The sequence below is a fragment of the Aeromonas sp. FDAARGOS 1409 genome, from assembly GCF_019048705.1.
Lineage (GTDB): Bacteria > Pseudomonadota > Gammaproteobacteria > Enterobacterales > Aeromonadaceae > Aeromonas > Aeromonas sanarellii.
The window spans coordinates 4,215,751-4,237,346 of the sequence record NZ_CP077395.1 but is presented as its reverse complement, the minus strand read 5'-3'; the positions used below and the strand labels follow the sequence as shown (position 1 = coordinate 4,237,346).

Annotated in this window: 18 protein-coding genes and 1 tRNA gene; 12 read left to right on the top strand and 7 right to left on the bottom strand. The window is 62.9% G+C overall.

Translation table 11 applies throughout. The annotated features are described in order from the left end of the window. Positions 1 to 65: 65 nt before the first annotated feature. Positions 66 to 578 (bottom strand): glycine cleavage system protein R, encoded by a 513-nt coding sequence (locus I6L39_RS19595; RefSeq protein ID WP_209793017.1) that lies wholly within the window; start codon positions 576 to 578, stop codon positions 66 to 68. A 254-nt stretch (positions 579 to 832) separates the two neighbouring features. Here I6L39_RS19595 and I6L39_RS19590 point away from each other — a divergent pair, with 254 nt between their 5' ends. The 5 genes from I6L39_RS19590 (at position 833) to I6L39_RS19570 (ending at position 6,708) form a co-directional block, all read left to right on the top strand. After that, complete coding sequence (locus I6L39_RS19590; RefSeq protein ID WP_216990585.1) at positions 833 to 1,702, top strand: DUF2726 domain-containing protein; 870 nt, start codon at positions 833 to 835, stop codon at positions 1,700 to 1,702. Between the two features lie 238 nt (positions 1,703 to 1,940). Then, on the top strand, positions 1,941 to 3,362 hold the full coding sequence (locus tag I6L39_RS19585) for a sigma-54 dependent transcriptional regulator (protein WP_042076376.1): 1,422 nt from the start codon (positions 1,941 to 1,943) through the stop codon (positions 3,360 to 3,362). 106 nt (positions 3,363 to 3,468) lie between these two features. Then, complete coding sequence (locus I6L39_RS19580; protein WP_216990584.1) at positions 3,469 to 4,503, top strand: PAS domain-containing sensor histidine kinase; 1,035 nt, start codon at positions 3,469 to 3,471, stop codon at positions 4,501 to 4,503. Beyond that, positions 4,500 to 5,834: a sigma-54 dependent transcriptional regulator gene (locus I6L39_RS19575; protein ID WP_039040244.1), complete on the top strand. Its 1,335-nt coding sequence runs from the start codon at positions 4,500 to 4,502 to the stop codon at positions 5,832 to 5,834. The genes I6L39_RS19580 and I6L39_RS19575 overlap by 4 nt, the downstream gene beginning before the upstream one ends. 112 nt (positions 5,835 to 5,946) lie before the next feature. Then, positions 5,947 to 6,708 (top strand): Nif3-like dinuclear metal center hexameric protein, encoded by a 762-nt coding sequence (locus I6L39_RS19570; RefSeq protein WP_209793009.1) that lies wholly within the window; start codon positions 5,947 to 5,949, stop codon positions 6,706 to 6,708. A gap of 114 nt (positions 6,709 to 6,822) precedes the next feature. Here I6L39_RS19570 and purN read toward each other — a convergent pair whose 3' ends face one another. Both purN and purM read right to left on the bottom strand, forming a co-directional pair. After that, positions 6,823 to 7,461 (bottom strand): phosphoribosylglycinamide formyltransferase, encoded by a 639-nt coding sequence (gene purN, locus I6L39_RS19565; RefSeq protein WP_039040246.1) that lies wholly within the window; start codon positions 7,459 to 7,461, stop codon positions 6,823 to 6,825. Further along, the gene (purM, locus tag I6L39_RS19560) at positions 7,458 to 8,495 is read right to left on the bottom strand and encodes a phosphoribosylformylglycinamidine cyclo-ligase (protein WP_039040247.1); all 1,038 of its coding nucleotides are present in this window, start codon (positions 8,493 to 8,495) and stop codon (positions 7,458 to 7,460) included. The genes purN and purM overlap by 4 nt, the downstream gene beginning before the upstream one ends. A gap of 176 nt (positions 8,496 to 8,671) precedes the next feature. Here purM and upp point away from each other — a divergent pair, with 176 nt between their 5' ends. The 3 genes from upp (at position 8,672) to hda (ending at position 11,278) form a co-directional block, all read left to right on the top strand. Next, positions 8,672 to 9,298 (top strand): uracil phosphoribosyltransferase, encoded by a 627-nt coding sequence (gene upp / locus I6L39_RS19555; RefSeq protein WP_039040248.1) that lies wholly within the window; start codon positions 8,672 to 8,674, stop codon positions 9,296 to 9,298. 147 nt (positions 9,299 to 9,445) lie between these two features. Continuing rightward, positions 9,446 to 10,474, top strand: coding sequence for a DUF2066 domain-containing protein (locus tag I6L39_RS19550; RefSeq protein WP_216990583.1), 1,029 nt, complete (start codon positions 9,446 to 9,448; stop codon positions 10,472 to 10,474). A gap of 102 nt (positions 10,475 to 10,576) precedes the next feature. Continuing rightward, positions 10,577 to 11,278, top strand: a complete 702-nt coding sequence (gene hda / locus I6L39_RS19545; RefSeq protein ID WP_039040250.1) for a DnaA inactivator Hda — start codon at positions 10,577 to 10,579, stop codon at positions 11,276 to 11,278. 212 nt (positions 11,279 to 11,490) lie between these two features. On the opposite strand, the gene aceA is transcribed toward hda, so the two are convergent. The 4 genes from aceA to I6L39_RS19530 all read right to left on the bottom strand — a co-directional run bounded on the left by aceA (position 11,491) and on the right by I6L39_RS19530 (position 15,625). Then, entirely contained in the window at positions 11,491 to 12,804 is a 1,314-nt protein-coding gene (gene aceA / locus I6L39_RS19540) for an isocitrate lyase (protein ID WP_039040251.1), read from the bottom strand. Between the two features lie 68 nt (positions 12,805 to 12,872). Further along, positions 12,873 to 14,480, bottom strand: a complete 1,608-nt coding sequence (gene aceB, locus I6L39_RS19535; protein ID WP_216990582.1) for a malate synthase A — start codon at positions 14,478 to 14,480, stop codon at positions 12,873 to 12,875. A gap of 692 nt (positions 14,481 to 15,172) precedes the next feature. After that, positions 15,173 to 15,307 (bottom strand): hypothetical protein, encoded by a 135-nt coding sequence (locus tag I6L39_RS20365; RefSeq protein ID WP_280136283.1) that lies wholly within the window; start codon positions 15,305 to 15,307, stop codon positions 15,173 to 15,175. Positions 15,308 to 15,548: 241 nt separating this feature from the next. Next, positions 15,549 to 15,625: transfer RNA gene (locus I6L39_RS19530), tRNA-Pro, on the bottom strand. 272 nt (positions 15,626 to 15,897) lie between these two features. On the opposite strand from I6L39_RS19530, the gene tadA reads away from it, so the two are divergent. The 4 genes from tadA to pstB all read left to right on the top strand — a co-directional run bounded on the left by tadA (position 15,898) and on the right by pstB (position 21,551). After that, a complete protein-coding gene (gene tadA, locus I6L39_RS19525) occupies positions 15,898 to 16,437 on the top strand; it encodes a tRNA adenosine(34) deaminase TadA (protein ID WP_084202657.1) in 540 nt (179 codons plus the stop codon). A gap of 205 nt (positions 16,438 to 16,642) precedes the next feature. After that, entirely contained in the window at positions 16,643 to 18,880 is a 2,238-nt protein-coding gene (locus I6L39_RS19520) for an ABC transporter permease subunit (RefSeq protein ID WP_042076388.1), read from the top strand. A 17-nt stretch (positions 18,881 to 18,897) separates the two neighbouring features. After that, positions 18,898 to 20,547 carry a phosphate ABC transporter permease PstA gene (gene pstA / locus I6L39_RS19515; protein WP_216990581.1) on the top strand — a complete coding sequence of 550 codons (1,650 nt, stop codon included), beginning with the start codon at positions 18,898 to 18,900 and terminating at the stop codon, positions 20,545 to 20,547. Positions 20,548 to 20,732: 185 nt separating this feature from the next. Next, positions 20,733 to 21,551, top strand: coding sequence for a phosphate ABC transporter ATP-binding protein PstB (pstB, locus tag I6L39_RS19510; protein WP_042076392.1), 819 nt, complete (start codon positions 20,733 to 20,735; stop codon positions 21,549 to 21,551). Positions 21,552 to 21,596: the final 45 nt, after the last annotated feature.

Here is a 21,596-nt window from a genome sequence, read left to right as displayed (position 1 = left end):
GTACTCTGGTTGCGTCTGCGCGGAAGTTATGGCGTCAAACCATGACAAATTTATGACAACCAGCACTATTCGGTCAGGTCCTGGTCGATGTCGACCACCAGGTCGTCGGAGAGGGACTCCAGGGCGCTGACGAGATCGTCCAGCTCGAGCTGGGGTGGCAGGGCCACCAGGGCATGGGCGTAGAACAGCGGCGCGCCGCTGTGGGGCGCCGGCTCGCAGCCTGTGGTGAGATCGGCCACGTTGATGTTGAGCTGGCGCAGTATGCTGGCCACCTCGTGGACTATGCCCGGCCTGTCGTTGCCGGTGACGCTCAGCATCACCTGACGGGCCGGCTCCGGGCTGAGCTGCCCCTCGGCGAAGCTCACGGTGAGGCCCGGCAGCATCACCAGCGCCTCGCACAGGGGACGATAGTGCTCGTCGGGGACGGCGACGTGCAGTATGCCGGCAAATTGCCCCGCCAGTTCACTCATGGAGCTCGCCAGCCAGTTGCCCTGCTGTCGGGTGATGGTATCGGCCAGGCTCTCGACGATGCCGGGCTTGTCTGCGCCGATCACGGTGACGACCAATTGCTTTTGCATCCTGCTCTCCTTGAATGGGACTGCGTGGGGGACGTCCGGCAGCGACGGCGAGTGCGCCAGCGCGTCCATGGGCTCTGACATTGTGCCTGCTGTGACAGGCCATATGAAGCCCGCCTTGCGCAAATTTAGTGAAAAAACGCGAATGCTGGTGCGGGTTTGATTTCAGCTCTGCCTGTGCCGCTTTCCCCGTGGTAGAGTGTGGCCCCTCCGTGTTGATGTGAACTGGAAATGTCTTGTGAACGGGATATGCGTGTATGAATAGCCTTGTCGTATCGGGATCCGTGTTGTTGGTGTTGCTTCTGCTGGCGATCTTCTGGAGCAGGGGCAAGAAGGGTAAGGCGCTGCCCTATGATCTGCAGGAGACCCTGTTCACCCCCGCCGAGCGTTCCTTCCTCGGCGTGCTGGATCTGGCGGTCGGCGACCAGGCCCGGGTCTTTGCCAAGGTGCGGGTGGCCGATGTGCTGACGCCGGAGACGGGGATGGGCAAGAGCAAGTGGCAGCAGGCGTTCAACAAGATCAGCGCCAAGCACGTGGACTATCTGCTCTGCCACCCCTCCGATCTCTCCTTCATCTGCGCCATCGAGCTCGATGACAGCTCCCATCGCCACCAGAAGCGCAAGGTGCGCGACAGTTTCCTCAAGGCGGCCTTTGACAGCGCCGGTCTGCCGCTGCTGCAGATCCCGGCAAGCAGCCATTATCAGGTCGAGGAGCTGCGCGAACAGATCCTGCCGCTGTTAAGCGGCCCCCGCCTTGCCCCGGATGAGGATCTGCTGCCTGGGGATCGCCGCGAGCCGACCTTCAGCCCCTTGCAGCTGGATCGGGTCGAGGTGGAAGAGCCCCGCCATGGCGGTCGTACCCCGGGCGTCGCCCCCGTCAAGGCCATACTGTCGCCACGCCCTGCGCCGTTGCCGGCTGCCGATGCCGAGCTGGTGGATAATCTGTTTGCCGAGGGGGAGGATGATGAGGAGGTGTATCCCCATCGGGTGCCCCACTGCCCGCGCTGTGATGCGCCCCTGGTGGAGCGGGAGGCCAAGAAGGGTCCCCACGCCGGTCGCCTGTTCCTGGCCTGCAGCCGTTTCCCCGAGTGCCGCTACGCCGCGCCCCAGGAGAGCGTCAAGCACTGATCCCACCTTCGGCGCCGGCTGTCGTCGGCGCCTTGTTGCCCCCTGCGCCGATTTTCCTCCGATACTCTGTCTGGCTGGAAGCGTGATCCCCGTCCCGACGGGACACTCTGTAACGCGACAAGTTTTGACAATCCGCCAGAATTTTGGCACTTTGTGGCCTTTATGACATTGTACATAGCTAACTATCATAAGTAGTTTAAAAACAATAACTTGGCGTCAGGTGTGTAAGAATATGGATATGATGGCTATGGGTGTGCTGATCGTGGATGCCGATGAAGCGCGGCGTCAGCAGTTGGAAACCGTGCTCTCCTTCATGGGGATCCCCTGGCAGGAGGTGGTGGAGGCCGATCTCGAGGTGGCCATCGAATCGTCAGGTCCGCTGCAGGGGATACTGGCGGGCAGTCTGCTCGAACGCCCCCTGGCCGAGCTGCTGGCCGCCTACCCTCGCATCCCCTTCATCTCCCTGACGTCGGCGGATCACCCCAACAGCAACTTCATCGGCGGCAGCGACGAGCCCTTCACCTACGAGTCCCTGACCCGCCATCTGCACTTCTGCCAGGCCTTCATCTCCCTCCACCCCAGACAGCAGATCCACGACAAGGGTCAGACCCTGCTGCGCCTGCTGGTGGGCAAGGGGAAGGGGATCCAGGAGGTGCGCCGCCTCATCGGCCAGGTGGCGCAGACCGATGCCAACGTGCTGATCCTGGGGGAATCCGGGACCGGCAAGGAGGTGGTGGCCCGCGCCATTCACGAGCTCTCCGCCCGAAGCTCGGGCCCCTTCGTGCCCATCAACTGCGGCGCCATTCCGGCAGAGCTTCTGGAGAGCGAGCTGTTCGGCCACGAGAAGGGGGCCTTCACCGGTGCCATCGCCGCCCGTCGCGGCCGCTTCGAGCTGGCCCAGGGAGGGACCCTCTTCCTCGACGAGATAGGCGACATGCCGCTGCCCATGCAGGTCAAGCTGCTGCGGGTGTTGCAGGAGCGCCAGTTCGACCGGGTCGGTGGGGGCAAGGCGGTGCAGGCGGACGTGCGCGTCATCGCCGCGACCCACCGGGATCTGGAGGCGATGATCCGCACCCAGGCGTTTCGCGAGGATCTCTACTATCGGCTCAACGTCTTCCCCATCGAGACGCCGCCCCTGCGCGAGCGCTGCGACGACATTCCCCTGCTGTTGCAGGAGCTGCTCAATCGCCATGCCGAGCAGCACAGGGGCATCATCCGCCTGACCCAGCGCGCCATGGAATCCCTGATGCAGTACCCCTGGCCCGGCAACGTGCGCGAGCTGTCCAACCTCATCGAGCGCCTGCTGATCCTCTACCCGAACCAGATCGTCGATGTGGCGGACCTGCCCGGCCGCTACCGGCTGTTGCCGAGCGAACCCAGGGATGAGCGCCTCACCGAGATGGACGAGCGGGATGCCCTGGCTGCCGTGTTCCAGTCTCCGCCCGTGCTGGATCCGGGCATCGCCATGCCCCTGCCCATGCAGCTGCCCCAGGAGGGGGTCAACCTCAAGGAGATGCTGGCCGACCTCGAAGTGGAGCTGATCCGCCAGGCCCTGGAGTCCCAGGACGGGGTGGTGGCCCGCGCCGCCGACCTGCTCAGCATGCGCCGCACCACGCTAGTGGAGAAGATGAAGAAGTACGGCATGAGCAAGGACAACTGAGGTCAATGCTTTGACGCTTGGCTGTCAACACATTGATATTAATGCAATAAATCACTGGCATGGAAATTGAATAAGCTGACCCAATCGCCAGTTTGAGGTCAGCTTTATGACAATCTCGCAGCAGGACAACCCCCTCCAGTCACACGAAGTGAGCCAGCTCTACGCCATCTTCACGGCGCTGCCGACCGGCGTGCTGCTGCTCGACGGCGAGGGGCTGATCACCCGCGCCAACCCGGCGGCCCAGGCCTTGCTCGGGGAACCGCTGGAGGGCCTCTTCTGGCGCCAGATCATCGCCCGCTGCTTCCAGCCCAGGGAAGACGACGGCCACGAGATCTCCCTGCGGGACGGGCGCCGGGTCCAGCTCTCGACCCAGCCGCTGCCGGATCAGCCCGGCCAGCTGGTGTTCATCACCGATCTGACCGAGACCCGCCAGTTGCAGGACAGGGTCAACCACATGAAACGGCTGTCCGCCCTTGGCAACATGGCCGCCTCCCTGGCGCACCAGATCCGCACCCCCCTCTCCGCCGCCATGCTCTACGCGGCCAACCTGGCGAACCGCACCCTGAAGCCCGAGTCCCGCAGCCAGTTCCAGCAAAAACTGATGGCGCGCCTGCAGGATCTCGAGAAGCAGATCAACGACATCCTGCTGTTTGCCCGCAACGGTGACAACCAGGTGGTGGCCCCCATCTCGGTCCAGGGGCTGCTGGCGGAGGTGCAGGCCGGTGCCGAGGCCTTCTGCCAGCAGCAGGGCTGTGCCCTGCACCTGGAGGTGCCGGAGCCGGATCTCTGCCTGCTCGCCAACAGCAGCGCCCTGGCGGGCGCCATCAACAACCTCATCGCCAACGCGCGCCAGGCCGGCGCCGATTCGCTGCTGGTGAGCGCGGTGCGCAGCGGCAACCGGGTGGAGATGCGCGTGCTCGACAACGGCAAGGGGATGCCTGCGGCCTTGCTCGGCCAGATCTTTGAACCCTTCTTCACCACCCGCTCCCAGGGCACAGGCCTTGGGCTCGCCGTGGTGCAATCCGTGGTGCGTGCCCACCAGGGGGAGGTCAGCGTGGCCTCTGTCCCCGGTGAGGGCACCTGCTTTACCCTGTCGTTCCCCCTGCATCAGCAAGCGATGCAGCTCGGAGGTGTAGCATGACCCAGGCTCGTATTCTGGTGGTGGAAGATGACAACGGCCTGCGCGAGGCCCTGGTGGACACCCTGCTGCTCGGTGGCTATGAGTGCCGCGAGGTGGACAGCGGTGAGCGGGCCCTGCTGGCCCTGTCGCGCCAGCGTTTCGACATGGTGATCTCCGACATCCAGATGGGAGGCATGGATGGCCTCACCCTGCTGGCCAATATCCGCCAGCAGTATCCCCAGGTGCCTGTGCTCCTGATGACCGCCTACGCCAACATCGACGGCGCGGTGCGCGCCATGCGCGAGGGGGCCATCGACTACCTGGCCAAACCCTTCTCCCCCGAGGTGCTGCTCAACCAGGTCAGCCGCTATGTGCCGGCCCAGAAGGTGGAGAGGCGGGCCGTGGTATACGGGGATCCCAGGACCGCCGAGCTGTTCCAGCTGGCGACCCGGGTCGCCAGGAGCGAGGCCACCGTGATGGTGACCGGCCCGAGCGGGACGGGGAAGGAGGTGCTGGCCCGCTACATTCACGACAACTCCAGCCGTGCCGAGCAGGCCTTCGTTGCCATCAACTGCGCCGCCATTCCGGAGAACATGTTGGAGGCGACCCTGTTCGGTTACGAGAAGGGGGCCTTCACCGGGGCGGTGCAGGGGTGTCCCGGTAAGTTCGAGCAGGCCCAGGGGGGTACACTCCTGCTCGACGAGATCACCGAGATGGATCTGGGGCTCCAGGCCAAGCTGCTGCGGGTCTTGCAGGAGAAAGAGGTGGAGCGGCTCGGCAGCCGCAAGATGATCCCCCTCGATGTGCGGGTCATCGCCACCAGCAACCGGGATCTGAAAAAAGCGGTACAGGACGGGTTGTTCCGCGAGGATCTCTACTACCGCCTCAACGTCTTCCCCCTGCGCTGGACCGCGCTCTGGGAGCGTCCGGGGGACATTCTGCCCCTGGCGGAGCATCTGCTGGCGCTCCACGCCAGCCAGATGGGGCTGCCGACGCCGCGGCTCGCGGAGGAGGCCCGCGAACGCCTGATGGCCCACTCCTGGCCCGGCAACGTGCGCGAGCTCGACAACGTGGTGCAGCGTGCCCTGATCCTCTGTCCAGACGGGCTCATCGGGTGCGAGCACCTGATCCTGGAGGAGACGGACGAGACGCTGGTACGCCCCCTCGAGCGGCTGTCGGGGGAGGGGCTCGGCGGCGAGCTCAAGCTGCAGGAGCACCAGATCATCCTGGACACCCTGCAGGAGTGCAATGGCAGTCGCAAGGCAGTAGCCGACAAGCTCGGCATCAGCCCGCGTACCCTGCGCTACAAGCTGGCCCAGATGCGTGACGCCGGCATAGAGCTGCCCGCCTAGGCTTGATGCCGGTGCCATGGCCTTGCCGGCCCGGCTCGATTATCATGGGCCCCTGACGATCGGAATCCGGCTCCCTGCGATCCTGTGCGGGGAGCCCTGTTAGGAGACGCCCATGATCTCTCATCGAAAACTGGAAAGCCTGCTCAACCACCTGCTCGAACCCCACGCCATCAAGGACTACTGCCCCAACGGCCTGCAGGTGGAGGGGCGCGAGCGCATTCGCAAGGTGGTGACCGGTGTGACCGCCAGCCAGGCCCTGATCGATGCGGCCGTGGCCGCTAATGCCGACGCCATCCTGGTTCACCACGGCTACTTCTGGAGCGGCGAGCCGGCCCAGATCACCGGCATGAAACAGCGCCGCCTCAAGACCCTGCTGACCCACGACATCAACCTGTTCGCCTATCACCTGCCCCTGGACGTGCACCCCGAGGTGGGCAACAACGCCCAGCTCGCCAGGCTGCTCGGCATCAAGGTGCGTCGCGGCCTCGAACCCTGGAACAGCAAGAGCGTCGCCATGGTGGGCAAGCTGGAAGAGCCCATGAGCGGGGCCGACTTTGCCAGGCTCATCGCCGAGCGCCTCGGCCGCGAGCCGCTCCATTGCGGCGACAGCGGGCCCGAGCTCATCCGTTCCGTGGCCTGGTGCACCGGTGGCGGCCAGAGCTACATCAGCCAAGCGGCGGAGCAGGGCATAGACGCCTTCATCTCCGGCGAAGCCTCGGAGCAGACCATCCACACCGCCCGCGAGATGGGCATGCACTTCTACGCCGCCGGTCACCATGCCACCGAGCGTTATGGCGTCAAGGCGCTGGGGGAGTGGCTCGCCACAGTCCACGGGCTGGAGGTCACCTTTATCGATATCGATAATCCGGTGTAGGGCCGACTGGCCGCATAGCGGCGTAATCGGACGTGATGGCAGCCATTGCGCTGGTCGATAGAAATGACAAGGGAGGCCTAAGCCTCCCTTGTTGTGTCTTACTGCTGCTAGCGGTTACTCGCTGGCATAGCCTGCCAGGCCAAGCTGCTTGCCATCGAGGAAGGCAGACCCTTCTCGCATCTGCAAGCGCCCCTCGCAGAACCACTGCACCACCAGGGGGTAGATGCAGTGCTCCTGGACCTGGACCCGGGCAGCGACCTCGTCGGCGCTGTCCCCCTCGAAGATGGGCACGCGAGCCTGCAGGATCACCGGGCCGCCGTCCAGCTCCTCGGTGACGAAGTGGACGCTGGCGCCGTGCTCGTCGTCACCGGCCTCGATGGCGCGCTGGTGGGTGTGCAGTCCCTGGTACTTCGGCAGCAGGGAGGGGTGGATGTTGATCATCCGTCCGGCGAAGTGGCGCACCAGATCGCCGCTCAGGATCCGCATAAAGCCGGCCAGCACCACCAGATCCGGCTGGTAGTCCTGCATCAGGGCCAGCAGGGCGGCATCATATTCCTCCCGGCTGGCGAACTGCTGCTGGGCCAGGATGGCGGTGGCCACCCCCGCCTCTTTGGCGCGAACCAGACCATAGGCATCGGCCCTGTTGCTGATGACGCCCACCACCTGGCCTGCAATCTTGCCGCTGGCACAGCCGTCGAGGATCGCCTGCAGGTTGCTGCCGCTGCCGGAGATCAGAACCAGGATCCGCATCATTTGATGATGACCTGCTCCTCGCCATCGGCCGCCTTGGCGATGTGGCCGATGTGCCAGGCGTTCTCGCCTTCCGCCTTGAGCAGGGCCAGGGCCTTGTCCAGCTGATCCGCCGGCAGGGCGATGATCATGCCGACGCCGCAGTTGAAGGTGCGATACATCTCGTGGCGGGTGACGTTGCCGGCCTGCTGCAGCCAGCTGAACACCGCCGGCCACTGCCAGCTCTGCTCGTCGATCACCGCCTGGGTATTGGCGGGCAGCACGCGGGGGATGTTCTCCCAGAAGCCGCCGCCTGTGATGTGGGACAGGGCGTGGATCTCGCACTCCTCGATGAGCTTGAGCACGGGCTTGACGTAGATGCGGGTCGGCTCCAGCAGGGCGTTGGCCAGGGTGGTGTCACCCAGCGGCTGGTGGACGTCTGCCTTGGAGACTTCCAGGATCTTGCGAATGAGGGAGAAGCCGTTGGAGTGGGGGCCGCTCGCGGCCAGGGCGATCAGGGCATCCCCTTCGCCGACCTTGCTGCCGTCGATGATCTCGCTCTTCTCCACCACGCCGACGCAGAAACCGGCGATGTCGTAGTCTTCCCCTTCATACATGCCGGGCATCTCGGCGGTCTCGCCACCCACCAGGGCGCAGCCGGACTGCTCGCAGCCGACGCCGATGCCGGTGACCACGGCCGCGGCGGTGTCCACGTCCAGCTTGCCGGTGGCATAGTAGTCGAGGAAGAAGAGGGGCTCGGCGCCCTGGACGATGAGGTCGTTGACGCACATGGCCACCAGATCGATCCCCACGGTGTCATGCTTCTTCAGATCGATGGCCAGACGCAGCTTGGTGCCCACCCCGTCGGTACCGGAGACCAGTACCGGTTCCTTGTAGCCTGCAGGGATTTGACACAGGGCCCCAAAGCCGCCAAGACCACCAAGGACTTCAGGACGACGAGTGCGCTTTGACACGCCCTTGATACGTTCAACCAGTGCATTGCCGGCATCGATATCCACGCCAGCATCCTTGTAGCTCAGTGAGGTTTTGTCAGTCACGCGTATTCCCCGTCATATAAAGAAGTGGAGGGTAAAATTCGGGGCGTATTCTATCAGTGGGCAGGGAAAAGCAGAAAGAAAATCGTTTGCGCGTTTTTGGATGGAAAAGCTCTACAAGGGGCGGCTTTTGTTGTATCATTCCGCGATTTTTTTGGCGGCAGTTAGAGGAGATAATAATGAAAGTCGTTGAAGTCAAACACCCCCTGGTCAAGCACAAGATCGGCCTGATGCGCGAAGGCGACATCAGCACCAAGCGTTTCCGTGAACTGGCCAAGGAAGTGGGCAGTTTGTTGACCTACGAAGCGACCTCTGACTTCGAAACCGAGAAAGTTACCATCGATGGCTGGAACGGGCCAGTGGAAGTTGACCAGATCAAGGGCAAGAAGGTCACCGTCGTGCCCATCCTGCGTGCCGGCCTCGGCATGATGGACGGCGTGCTGGAACACATGCCGAGCGCCCGCGTCAGCGTGGTCGGCATCTACCGCGACGAAGAGACCCTGCAGCCGGTCCCCTACTTCGAGAAGATCGTCAGCAACATCGAAGAGCGTCTGGCCCTGGTGATCGACCCCATGCTTGCCACCGGCGGCTCCATGATCGCCACCATCGATCTGCTGAAGAAGAAGGGCTGCCAGTCCATCAAGGTGCTGGTGCTGGTTGCCGCCCCCGAAGGGATCAAGGCGCTGGAAGCGGCCCACCCGGATGTGGAGCTCTACTGCGCCGCCGTCGATCAGGGCCTGAACGAGAAGGGCTACATTGTCCCGGGTCTGGGCGATGCCGGTGACAAGATATTCGGCACCAAATAAGTCCTGATGTCATCGGCGCTCTTTCAAAAAGAGCGCAAGCGAAGCCGGCCTCTCGCCGGCTTCGTGGTTTATGCCCCCCGCCGGCTTGCTGCCACCTGGGCCTTGCCGCTACCATAAGCACCATCCCCCATTTCGAGAATCTTCTTTATGCTGAAACGCTTAGCGATGCTCTTCTGCTGCTGTCTGCCATTCGTGGCGTCGGCCGCCCAGGTGACTGACCTCTATCAGGGCAAGGCACCCACCAGCGGCGACATGACGGCCGCTCAGGCTCAGGCCCTGGGGGATGTGCTTGTCAAGGTGACGGGCAAGCGGGACATTCTGACCCAGCCGGACGTGGTCAAGGCGCTGGCCGCGCCCGGTGACTATGTGCAGCACTACGGTTATCAGGACGTGGGGCCGGTGAAGTTTCTCAAGGCCGATTTCGACGTGGCCAAGGTCAACGCCCTGGTCGCCCAGAGCAAGTTTGCCCTGCTGGGCCCCGTGCGCCCTCAGTTGGGCGTCTGGCTGGTTGTCGACGAAGGAGAGCGCCGCATCCTGCCAGATCAGTCCGGCGATGGCTGGGCCGCCGCCCTGCGTACCCAGGCCCAGGCCATGGGGCTGCCCATCAGCATCCCGCTGATGGATCTCGACGACAACATGGCGGTCAACGCCACCGACGTCTGGGGTCGCTTCGCCGATCCCGTGCTCAAGGCGAGCCAGCGTTATGGCGCCGAAATGGTGGTGCTGGGCAAGCTGACGCCGGAGGGAGAGAGCTGGAGCATCGACTGGGGCCTCTATGGCGTCAAGCCGGGTGCCCAGGCGGGGGAGCTGACCGAACTGACCAAGGGGTCTGGCTCGGGGTCCCAGGCCGAGGTGGCCAAGGGGTTTGCCGATGCCCTGGCCGGCTGGCTGGTGCAGCAGTACGGCACCCGCCTCTCCGGGGTCGCCTCCAACCAGACCCTGGTGGTGGAGGGGTTGTCCGACATCGACGGCATGATCCAGATACAGAAGATGCTGCAAGGCATGGCCAGCGTCACCAAGGTGGCGATCGGCAAGCTGGAGGGAGACAAGGTCACCTTCAACCTCTCGCTGCAGGGGGACAAGGCGGAGCTGGTGCGGGGTCTGCAGCTTGAGAGCCGCCTGCGCCAGGTGGAAGACAACGAGAGCGGCCTGCGCTACCAATGGTCGCAGCCCTGAGCTCAGGGGATGTTCCAGACCGCCCGGCATGACCCGGGCGGTTCTCTATCTGCCGCTCTGGTGATACACTTGCCCGCAAATATCACAGTCAAAGCCCAACGAGTGAAGCAACCGGCCCAACTGTCTCTCGCCGTACAACTACCGGATGATGAAACCTTCGTCAGTTTTTATCCCGGCAACAATGCCCATCTGATCACCGCCCTCAAGAACGCGGCCATCGGTCAGGGCTCGCCCTTCCTCTATTTCTGGGGAGCCAAAGGCTCGGGCCGCTCCCATCTGCTGCACGCCACCTGCGCCGAGGTCAACGCCCGCGACGCCGCCGCTGCCTATCTCTCCCTCGATCAGTTCGAACAGCTCGACCCCAGCATGCTGGATGCCCTGGAGAGCCTGCCCCTGGTCTGCCTCGACAGCCTGGAGGCGATCGCCGGCAACGCCCTGTGGGAGCGGGCCCTGTTCGACTTCTACAACCGCTGGAAGGAGAAGGGAGAGGGGACCCTGGTGGTCACCGGCTGCAGTGCGCCGCGCAAGCTGGGGTTGCAGCTGCCGGATCTCGCATCCCGCCTGGATTGGGGAGTGAGCTTCCACCTCGATGAGCTCGATGACGAAGGCAAGCTCAGTGCCCTGCAACTGCGCGCCGAGCTGCGGGGCTTCAAGCTGCCTATCGACGTGGGCCGCTTCCTGCTCAACCGGCTGTCGCGCGACATGCGCACCCTGCTCGCCACCCTCAACCGGCTCGACAACGCCTCCTTCCGCGCCAAGCGTAAGCTGACCATTCCCTTTGTCAAAGAGATACTCGAGCTCTGAGCCCGTCAAGCTGGTTTGAGGCTCGGCGACGCCGAGGCCACGGATAAAAAGAAACCCCGGCCACTGGCCGGGGTTTTGCTATCTCAAGGGATTCTGCTTATCAGTGGAACTGATTTTCTTCGGTCGAGCCGGTCAGCGCGGTCACCGAGGATTGCCCACCCTGGATAGCTGGCTGAAAGGGTCACCTGGTCGGCGCCATTCTAGCCATCAGCTTAGTGGAACTGGTCCTCTTCGGTGGAGCCCGTTAAAGCGGTCACCGAAGATTGCCCGCCCTGGATGACGGTGGTCACCTTGTCGAAGTAGCCGGTGCCCACCTCCTGCTGGTGCGCCACGAAGGTGTAGCCCCGCTCGGCGGCCGCGAACTCAGGCTGCTGCACCATCTCGACGTAGTGCTTCATGCCCTCGCCGCGAGCGTACTGGTAGGCCAGCTCATACATGTGGAACCACATGTTGTGGATGCCCGCGAGGGTGATGAACTGGTACTTGTAGCCCATGTCGGAGAGCTCCTGCTGGAAGCGGGCGATGGTGGCATCGTCCAGGTTCTTCTTCCAGTTGAAGCTCGGGGAGCAGTTGTAGGCCAGGATCTTGTCCGGGTACTGGGCCTTGATGGCCTCGGCAAACTGGCGCGCCTCGTCCAGATCCGGCTTGGCGGTCTCGCACCACACCATGTCGGCGTAGGGAGCATAGGCCAGGCCACGGGAGATGGCCTGCTCGATGCCGGCCTGCACCTTGTAGAAGCCCTCGCTGGTGCGCTCGCCGGTCAGGAAGCCGGCATCGTAGGGGTCCGCATCCGTGGTCAGCAGATCCGCCGCGTTGGCGTCGGTGCGGGCGATCACCAGGGTGGTGGTGCCGCAGACGTCCGCCGCGAGGCGGGCCGCGATGAGTTTCTGCACCGCTTCCTGGGTCGGGACCAGCACCTTGCCGCCCATGTGGCCGCACTTCTTCACTGAGGCCAGCTGATCCTCGAAGTGGACGCCGGCGGCGCCCGCCTCGATCATCCCCTTCATCAGCTCGAAGGCGTTCAGCACGCCGCCGAAGCCGGCTTCCGCATCCGCGACGATGGGCAGGAAGTAGTCGATGAAGCCCTTGTCCTGCGGGCCTACCTTGTTGGCCCACTGGATCTGGTCGGCACGGGCGAAGGAGTTGTTGATGCGCTCCACCACCGAGGGCACCGAGTTGGCCGGGTAGAGGGACTGATCCGGGTACATGGTGGAGGAGAGGTTGTTGTCCGCCGCCACCTGCCAGCCGGAGAGGTAGATGGCCTCGATGCCGGCCTTGGCCTGCTGCACCGCCTGACCACCGGTCAGGGCGCCGAGGCAGTTCACATAGCCTTTCTTGGCGCCGCCGTGGATCAGTTCCCACAGCTTGTCGGCACCGCGTTGGGCCAGGGTGTGTGCCGGCTGCAGGCTGCCGCGCAGGTTCACCACGTCTTCGGCGCTGTAGCCGCGCTTGATCCCTTTCCAGCGGGGGTTTTCTGCCCAGTCTTTCTCGATAGCCTGGATCTGTTGCTCACGGGTCAGTGCCATATCAGTTCCCTCTTTCATTGATTTCACGTTTCCATTGACTTGTTATGGGGCCGTCACCGGCCCGGGTTTCACAGCCGCTCGTAGCCGGGCAGCGTCAGAAAATCGATGAGTGTGTCGGCGCAGGTGATCTCTTCCATCAGGGCGCTTGCCTCGGCGAAGCGACCGGCCTGCCAGCGGGCCTCGCCCACTTCGCGTCTGACCACCTCCTGCTCCTCTGCCAGCATCTGGCGGAACAGCGCCTTGGTCACCACCTGACCGTTGGAGAGGGTCTTGCCGTGGCGGATCCACTGCCAGATGGAGGTGCGGGAGATCTCGGCGGTGGCGGCATCTTCCATCAGACCGTAGATGGGCACGCAGCCGTTGCCGCCTATCCAGGCCTCCAGATATTGCAGGGCGACTCGAATATTGGTGCGCATGCCCGTCTCGGTGCGCTCCCCCTCGCAGGGGGCCAGCAGATCGGTGGCGGTGATGGGGGCATCCTGCTCGCGCAGCACATGGATCTGGTTGCTGGCGCCGACCGGGATGGCGGCGTTGAAGACCGCCATGGCGGTATCGGCGAGGCCGGGGTGGGCCACCCAGGTGCCGTCGTGGCCGTTGTTTGCCTCACGCTCCTTGTCTGCCTTCACCTTGGCGAATACCTCGGCATTGACCGCCGGATCCTTGGCCGGGATAAAGGCGGCCATGCCGCCCATGGCCAGGGCACCGCGCTTGTGGCAGGTCTTGATAAGGAGTCGCGAGTAGGCGGAGAGGAACGGCTTGTCCATGGTGACCACCTGGCGGTCCGGCAGGACGCGATCGGGGTGGTTCTTCAAGGTCTTGATATAGCTGAAGATATAGTCCCAGCGACCGCAGTTGAGCGCGACTATGTGATCCTTCATCTGATAGAGCAGCTCGTCCATCTCGAACACCGCCGGCAGGGTTTCGATGAGCACGGTCGCCTTGATGGTGCCGCGGGGCAGGCCGAACCTGTCTTCGGTCCAGGCAAACACCTCGCTCCACCAGCGCCCCTCCAGATGGCTCTGCAGCTTGGGCACGTAGAAGTAGGGGCCGGAGCCCTTGGCCAGCAGCGCCTTGTGGTTGTGCAGGAAGTAGAGCGCGAAGTCGAACAGGCCGCCGGGGATGGGCTCGCCATCGAAGGTGATGTGTTTCTCCGGCAGGTGCAGGCCGCGCACCCGGCAGACGAGAACGGCCGGATCGGAACTCAGGGTATAGGCCTTCCCCTCCGGGCTCTGGTAGGCAATGGTGCCGTTGACCGCATCGCGCAGGTTGAGCTGGCCCTCGATCACCTTGTTCCAGGCCGGCGCCAGGGAGTCCTCGAAGTCGGCCATGAACACCTTGACGTTGGCGTTGAGGGCGTTGATCACCATCTTGCGCTCGACCGGGCCGGTGATCTCCACACGCCTGTCCTGCAGGTCGGCGGGGATGCCACGAATGGTCCAGTGGCCGTCGCGGATGTGAGCGGTTTCGGGCAGGAAGTCCGGCAGCTCACCTGCGTCGATGCGGGCCTGACGGGCGACCCGTTGTTTGAGCAGTTCATTGCGCTGGGGAGCGAAGCGTTCCACCAGCTCGGATACCAGGGCCACCGCATCCGGCGTCAGGATCTGCGCGTAATCGGGAAGCATCTCGCCTTGGATGTGCAGGCGGGGGCTGCTGATGGTCTGGGCCGGTGCCGACATAGGGTTCACTCCTTTGAAAGTTACATTTTGAACTTACTAACTACGACTAACGTCTATATTCGTTTCTCTTAAACTCCCCGTAACAGCGGGGTAACACGACTCATAAGGTGCAAAAGAATGGGGGGGTCGTCAACTTGATTTTTAAAACGGGCGTTTTGGTGTGGTTGTTAAGATGATGTTTTAAAAGGATTTACGTGATTAGCATAAAAGCTCTACACAGATAGTTATGCTCTTGGCTGCGCCGCCCCTCAGGGAGGATGAACGGGCCGGCAAGCGGGTGTCGAAAATGTAATTAATTACGTAATAAAATTACAAATGCAAAAATAAATCCCGACCTTACTCCAGGCTTGGCAAAAACACCTGTATGAAATGCATCCGTTAAATGCAGCCTTAATCTGGCCTGCAAGGAGACTGGTTGATGAACTGTTGTTTAAAACCGAATCAGGAAAAGCTGTGAAGAGGGAGGGGAAACGGGGAGAGCAGGGAAATGACGCGCAATAACGTAGGTTTGTATCAGGGAACGGGAGCCCGAGGGAGGGATGTGCATCGTTATCGGCTAGTGAATAAAACCAGAGTTTTATCTTTTTATGGCATTTTATCGTTATTTGTGAGGGCGGTGTCTCGTCAGGGGTAGAAGGCGATGCCGGACAGCAAAACCGGCGTCTTGAACCGCAACATGGGGCCTGTTCGTCTCAGTAATCGTCATCCGGGGCGGCGAGATCGATCACATCGAGATGCACTGAACCGCCGAATTCGTGCTCTGCGGGATCGAGATCGGCAGGGGAGAGCAGGGGCTGAACGGGCTGAGTGTCAACTGCTTGGGTCATGGATGCTTGCCTCATTGATTGCAAGCCGGTTGGTGAGTCCATCACCCTAACGCCCACCTCCCTGTTTTCTGGCCGGCGGAAAAGTTGCGTATCCTAGCGGCACTTTGTAAAAGCTTCAAGTGGTTCTGTATAAAATCTATGCCGGTGGGGGGCGGATGGAGGGGGATGACGCGGGAGACACAGGTGGAAAGCGAAGCAAAAAAATAGCCCAGTCGTTTGACTGGGCTATCTTCGGGGAATTTGGTCGGTGTGAGAGGATTCGAACCTCCGACCCTCTACACCCCATGCAGATGCGCTACCTGGCTGCGCTACACACCGACGGAGTCAGCTCGGCTGACGGGGAGGAAGTCTAATAGGATGGCCTGACGGGTGCAACTCCTTTTTTATCAGGGAGATGCCGATTGCTTCTTTATTGTTCAACCAAGATGCGGCTTGGGCCTGGGCAGCAGTTTTGGCATAATCGCCGCCCCCCCGGCGGGCATCTCATGTCGGGGGATGCCGATTGTGGCGGGGCCGTCGCCCCTGTCCCCATCGAGCATGATCTACCGTCATCAATCTGCCGCCATCAACCAACCAGAGAGGAGCAGGGCGTGAAACCATCGGAAGTCGCAGCACAGGCCAGCCAGAGCGAGCAGGACGAACGCTGGATGCGCCACGCCATGGCGCTGGCGGCCAGGGCGGAGGGGATAGGCGAGATCCCGGTCGGTGCCGTGCTGGTGCTGGGGGACGAGATCCTGGGGGAGGGCTGGAACCGCTCCATCAGCGACCACGATGCCTGTGCCCATGCGGAGATCATGGCGCTGCGCGAGGCCGGCAAGAGGCTGGAAAACTACCGGCTGATCGACACCACCCTCTATGTGACCCTGGAGCCCTGCTGCATGTGCGCCGGGGCCCTCATCCACAGCCGGGTCAAGCGGGTGGTCTACGGCGCCCGGGATCTCAAGACGGGGGCGGCAGGGTCCGTGTTCGATATCCTGCTGGACCCGCGCCACAACCACAGGGTGGCGCTAACGGGGGAGGTGCTCGCCGACGCTTGCTCGGCCCAGCTGTCGGATTTTTTCAAGCGGCGCCGCGCCGAGAAGAAGGCGGCCAGGTTGGCGCTGCAACAAACCCCGGCTGCCGACACTTGACAGGCAGGAGCGCAACCGGTGCGCTCCTGCATCTCTTTTAATACCTTTTTAAGGTTATCAAACAGTCTCTTGCCACCTTCTTCATGGCACTGTGATGCCGCTTTCTCGCCTGCAGATAAGCCCCGCCAAGATGGCCCTCATGTAACAAAACTGTCATGCAACCGCCATATAATGCCGCCAAGCCTAGCTCACATTGAGGTCTTGCATGTCATCGGAATCGTTAAATCTGGTCATGGCGGGCAGTCGAAAACGCCGGATCAAGGATAAATTGGCCAAATATGGCGTCACCACAGGGGGAGCCCTGGTGCTGGTGGCGCTGCTGCTTATCTTCTTCTATCTGCTCTACGTGGTGAAGCCCATCTTCAATGGCGCCAGCATGGAGGCGACCTCCTCCTTCGAGCTGCCGACCCAGGGCAAGACCGCCTGGCTCGGTGTCGAGGAGCAGAACGAGATAGGCTATCGCTTCAGCGATCTCGGCAAGGTCAAGTTCTTTGCCGTTCGGGCGGATGGCGACATCAAGGTGGGTCAGGTGATCGGCGATGCGCAGGTCTCCGGTGACATCACTGCGGTGGCGCCCCCTGCACCTGGCCAGAAGCTCATCGCCTATGGCTTTGCCGATGGCAAGGCCCAGGTGGTGCAGCCCTATTTCAAGGTCTCCTATCCCAACGACGTGCGCGTCATCGAACCCAGCCTGCAATATCCCTTCGGCGAAGAGCCCGTGGTGATCGATCCCCAAGGCAAGGCGCTGACCCGCATGGTCTTCGAGGCCACCAAGGACAAGATGGCCACGGCCGCCGTGACTGAAGATGGCCGCGGCGTGCTGATGGTGATGAGCGGCGAGGAGAACTTCCTCTCCGGGGAAGTGGAGTGGAGCAGCGAGAACTACGCCATTCCGTCCCTGCCGCGCCACGTGGATCAGATGCTGCTGACCCCGAACCTGCGCATCCTGTTCGTGCGCGAGGGCAACCGTCTCTCCGTCTACGACATCCACAATCTCAATGACATCTCCCTGCGCGACGTCATGGAGATCAATGCCCCCAACGCCAACGTGACCCAGGTGGCTTTGCTCTCCGGCGCCTCTTCCCTGCTGGTGGGCAACGACAACGGCGTCATCTCCCAGTGGTTCGAAGTGGCTCAGGATGGCAAGCGCCAGTTCACCCAGATCCGTGACTTCAAGGGTGACGGCCCGGTCGCGCTGCTGACCCCGGAGCACTTCCGCAAGGGCTTTATCAGCGCCAGTCAAGATGGTGCGATCAACTTCTTCCATGCCACCGGGGAGGCCAAGCTGCTCGGCGAGAAGATCGAGGGGGGCAGCCTCGCGGCCGTCGCCATCTCTCCCCGCCACAACCTGTTGCTGACCCAGCAAGGGGACGACTTCAAGGTCTTTGACGTGGAGAACGATCACCCTGAGGTGACCTGGTCTGCCCTGTGGCAGCAGGTGTGGTATGAAGGCTATCCCGAGCCCCAGTACGTGTGGCAGTCCACCTCAGCGAGCAACGACTTCGAAGCCAAGCTGAGCCTGGTGCCCCTGGTATTCGGTACCCTCAAGGCCTCCTTCTACGCCATGGTGTTCGCGGTGCCCCTCGGCGTCGCCGGCGCCATCTACACCGCCTACTTCATGTCGGCGGGGCTGCGCAAGTACGTCAAGCCGACGGTGGAGATCATGGCGGCGCTGCCGACCGTCATCCTCGGCTTCCTGGCGGGTCTCTGGCTCGCGCCCATCATAGAGGGGGCCCTGCCCGGGGTGATCCTGCTGCTGATCCTGCTGCCCATGGGTATGCTGCTGACGGCGCTGGTCTGGAACTATCTGCCGGAGCGTGGCCGTACCTGGCTGCCGGAAGGCTGGCACGCCATCCTGCTCATTCCGGTGCTGCTGTTCATCGGCTGGGGGGCCTTCGCCTTGAGCCCCATCATAGAGAACGCCTTCATGCACGGGGATTCCCGCATCTGGCTGACCCACGACATGGGCATCAAGTTCGACCAGCGCAACTCCCTGGTGGTCGGCATCGCCATGGGCTTTGCGGTGATCCCCACCATCTTCTCCATCGCCGAAGACGCCGTCTTCTCGGTGCCCAAGCACCTGACCCAGGGCTCCCTGGCGCTGGGCGCCACCCCGTGGCAGACCCTGAGCCGCGTCGTGATCCTGACCGCGAGCCCGGGCATCTTCTCGGCGGTGATGATGGGCCTGGGCCGCGCCGTGGGCGAGACAATGATAGTGCTGATGGCCACCGGCAACACCCCCATCATGGACTTCTCCATGTTCCAGGGGCTGCGCACCCTGGCGGCGAACATCGCGGTGGAGATGCCGGAATCGGAAGTGGGCAGCTCCCACTACCGCGTGCTCTTCCTCGCCGCCTTCGTGCTGTTTGTGTTCACCTTCATGTTCAATACCCTGGCCGAATTCGTCCGCCAGCGGTTGCGTGAAAAGTACAGCTCTCTGTAAGGACTAAGGAATCGACAATGGGTAAGTGGTTTAAATCGGGGGCCCCCTGGATCTGGATGACGGGGGGCGCCGTCAGCCTGAGTCTGGTGGCCGTACTGGGTCTGTTGTTGCTGATCGGCTGGCGTGGTCTGGTCTATTTCTGGCCGCACCCCATCTATGAGTGGCAGTTGAGCGATGCAAACGGCAACAAGAGCGTGCTGATCGGCGAGATCAACGATCGCGAGCTGGTGCCGGTGGAGCGGCTGCGGGCCTCCGGTCTTCAGCTTGCAGGGGAGGAGCGCGAGGAGCTGACCCGTTACCTGGTCAAGACCGGCAACCGGGAGTTCGTCGATCTGGACTTCCGCTGGGTACTGGAGACCGACATCGTATCGCGCACCCAGCCGGCGGAGCTCGCCATGGTGGAGCGCGCCACCAACGGCAACTTCTACGGCTACATAGTGGGAGTGAAGGAGGATGGCCGCGAGCTGACCCAGGATCTGCATCCCGCGCTGCAACGGGTGCTGGCCCGCGCCAACGACCTCTCAAGCCAGGCCAACGAGCTGCAGAAGGGCGATATCGGCAGCATCAACTACCAGCTGGAGCGGCTGCGCCTCAAAGAGCGCAAGGCGGAGCTGGACGACAAGCTGACCGACGAGCTCAAGGCCCAGCTGGCGAGCGAGCGCCAGGCCCTGAACGATCGCTACCTGGTGCTGGAGAAGGAGCTCTTCTCCCTGCGCAGCCAGGCGGACAGAGACAGCATCACGGTCAAGGACATGCGTGGCGAGCTGGTGACCATGCCCATGTCCAGGGTGCTGGACGTGGTCTGGCCCAACGACATGAGCCTGATGGTCAAGATGGGGCACTGGTTCCACCAGATCGGCAAGTTCGTCTCCGATGAGCCCCGCGAGGCCAACACCGAAGGGGGCGTGTTCCCGGCCATCTTCGGCACCGTCTTCATGGTGATCCTGATGGCCATCATAGTGACGCCGCTCGGGGTGGTGGCGGCGGTCTACCTGCACGAGTACGCGGGCAAGAACAGCCTGACCAAGATCATCCGCATCGCGGTGATCAACCTGGCGGGCGTGCCCTCCATTGTGTACGGCGTGTTCGGCCTGGGCTTCTTCGTCTATACCCTGGGGGGATCGCTGGACCGACTCTTCTATCCGGAAGCGCTGCCGAGCCCCACCTTCGGCTCCCCCGGCGTCATCTGGTCGGCCCTGACCCTGGCCATCCTGACCCTGCCGGTGGTGATCGTCTCCACCGAAGAGGGGCTGGCCCGGATCCCGAGCACCATTCGCCAGGGCTCGCTGGCTCTGGGGGCCACCCAGGCCGAGACCCTGTGGCGTATCGTGCTGCCCATGGCGAGCCCGGCCATCATGACCGGCCTTATCCTGGCCATCGCCCGTGCGGCCGGTGAAGTGGCGCCCCTGATGCTGGTGGGGGTGGTGAAACTGGCGCCGACCCTGCCGATGGACGGCAACTTCCCGTACCTGCACGTGGAGCGCAAGTTCATGCACCTTGGCTTCCACATCTATGATGTGGGCTTCCAGAGTCCGAACGTCGAGGCGGCGCGTCCCCTGGTCTATGCCACCTCCTTCCTGCTGGTGACGGTGATCGTCGGCCTCAACCTGACGGCCATCGGCATCCGCAACCACTTGCGCGAGAAGTTCCGTTCTTTGGAGCATTGATGATGAAGCTGACGGGCATCGCGGGTATTCGCCACCTGCGTGAAACATTCCGGTCGCTGGCGCATTAATCCAGCCACCCAGACTGATGCGAGGCAAGTGATGGGCCGCCGCCCCCTTGTCAGCCAAGCATTCCGGCCGCGGACAATGAGAGTGTCCGCCGCCACCGACAGATTTGAGGTAAACAGATGATCAACGTAACACCGAGTTCGACCCAGCACACCGCCACCGATCTGCTGAACCTGACCCCGGAGCAGACCGCTCTCGAGGTCAAGGATCTCAACCTGTACTACGGCAGCAAGCAGGCGCTGTTCAACGTCAACATGAAGATCCCCAAGGGGCAGGTCACCGCCTTTATCGGCCCCTCCGGCTGCGGCAAGTCCACCCTGCTGCGCTGCATCAACCGGATGAACGATCTGGTGGAGATCTGCCGCATCGAGGGGGAGATCCAGCTGCACGGCCACAACATCTACGACAAGAGCGTGGATGTCTCCGCCCTGCGCCGCCAGGTGGGCATGGTGTTCCAGCGCCCGAATCCCTTCCCCAAGTCCATCTACGAGAACGTGGTCTATGGCCTGCGCCTGCAGGGCATCAACGACCGCCGTACCCTGGACGAGGCCGCCGAGCGCTCCCTGCGCGGCGCGGCGCTCTGGGACGAGGTGAAGGATCGCCTGCACGACAACGCCTTCGGCCTCTCCGGCGGCCAGCAGCAGCGTCTGGTGATCGCCCGTGCCATCGCCATCGAGCCGGAAGTGCTGCTGCTCGATGAACCGACCTCGGCGTTGGACCCCATCTCCACCCTCACCATCGAGGAGCTGATCAACGAGCTCAAGAGCCAGTTCACCGTGGTGATCGTGACCCACAACATGCAGCAGGCGGCGCGGGTCTCGGATCAGACCGCCTTCATGTACATGGGCGAGCTCATCGAGTACTCGAACACCAACACCATCTTCACCACCCCGGCCAAGAAGAAGACCGAAGACTACATCACCGGTCGTTACGGCTAAGGCATGTTGGTGCAACAGGGGTTATTGAGATGAACAAGATGAGCA

Coding starts and splice junctions, on each gene's coding strand:
- I6L39_RS19595 (WP_209793017.1), bottom strand. CDS start 578: ATGCAAAAGCAATTGGTCGTCACCGTGATCGGCGCAGACAAGCCCGGC.
- I6L39_RS19590 (WP_216990585.1), top strand. CDS start 833: ATGAATAGCCTTGTCGTATCGGGATCCGTGTTGTTGGTGTTGCTTCTG.
- I6L39_RS19585 (WP_042076376.1), top strand. CDS start 1,941: ATGATGGCTATGGGTGTGCTGATCGTGGATGCCGATGAAGCGCGGCGT.
- I6L39_RS19580 (WP_216990584.1), top strand. CDS start 3,469: ATGACAATCTCGCAGCAGGACAACCCCCTCCAGTCACACGAAGTGAGC.
- I6L39_RS19575 (WP_039040244.1), top strand. CDS start 4,500: ATGACCCAGGCTCGTATTCTGGTGGTGGAAGATGACAACGGCCTGCGC.
- I6L39_RS19570 (WP_209793009.1), top strand. CDS start 5,947: ATGATCTCTCATCGAAAACTGGAAAGCCTGCTCAACCACCTGCTCGAA.
- purN (WP_039040246.1), bottom strand. CDS start 7,461: ATGATGCGGATCCTGGTTCTGATCTCCGGCAGCGGCAGCAACCTGCAG.
- upp (WP_039040248.1), top strand. CDS start 8,672: ATGAAAGTCGTTGAAGTCAAACACCCCCTGGTCAAGCACAAGATCGGC.
- I6L39_RS19550 (WP_216990583.1), top strand. CDS start 9,446: ATGCTGAAACGCTTAGCGATGCTCTTCTGCTGCTGTCTGCCATTCGTG.
- aceA (WP_039040251.1), bottom strand. CDS start 12,804: ATGGCACTGACCCGTGAGCAACAGATCCAGGCTATCGAGAAAGACTGG.
- aceB (WP_216990582.1), bottom strand. CDS start 14,480: ATGTCGGCACCGGCCCAGACCATCAGCAGCCCCCGCCTGCACATCCAA.
- I6L39_RS20365 (WP_280136283.1), bottom strand. CDS start 15,307: ATGACCCAAGCAGTTGACACTCAGCCCGTTCAGCCCCTGCTCTCCCCT.
- I6L39_RS19520 (WP_042076388.1), top strand. CDS start 16,643: ATGTCATCGGAATCGTTAAATCTGGTCATGGCGGGCAGTCGAAAACGC.
- pstA (WP_216990581.1), top strand. CDS start 18,898: ATGGGTAAGTGGTTTAAATCGGGGGCCCCCTGGATCTGGATGACGGGG.
- pstB (WP_042076392.1), top strand. CDS start 20,733: ATGATCAACGTAACACCGAGTTCGACCCAGCACACCGCCACCGATCTG.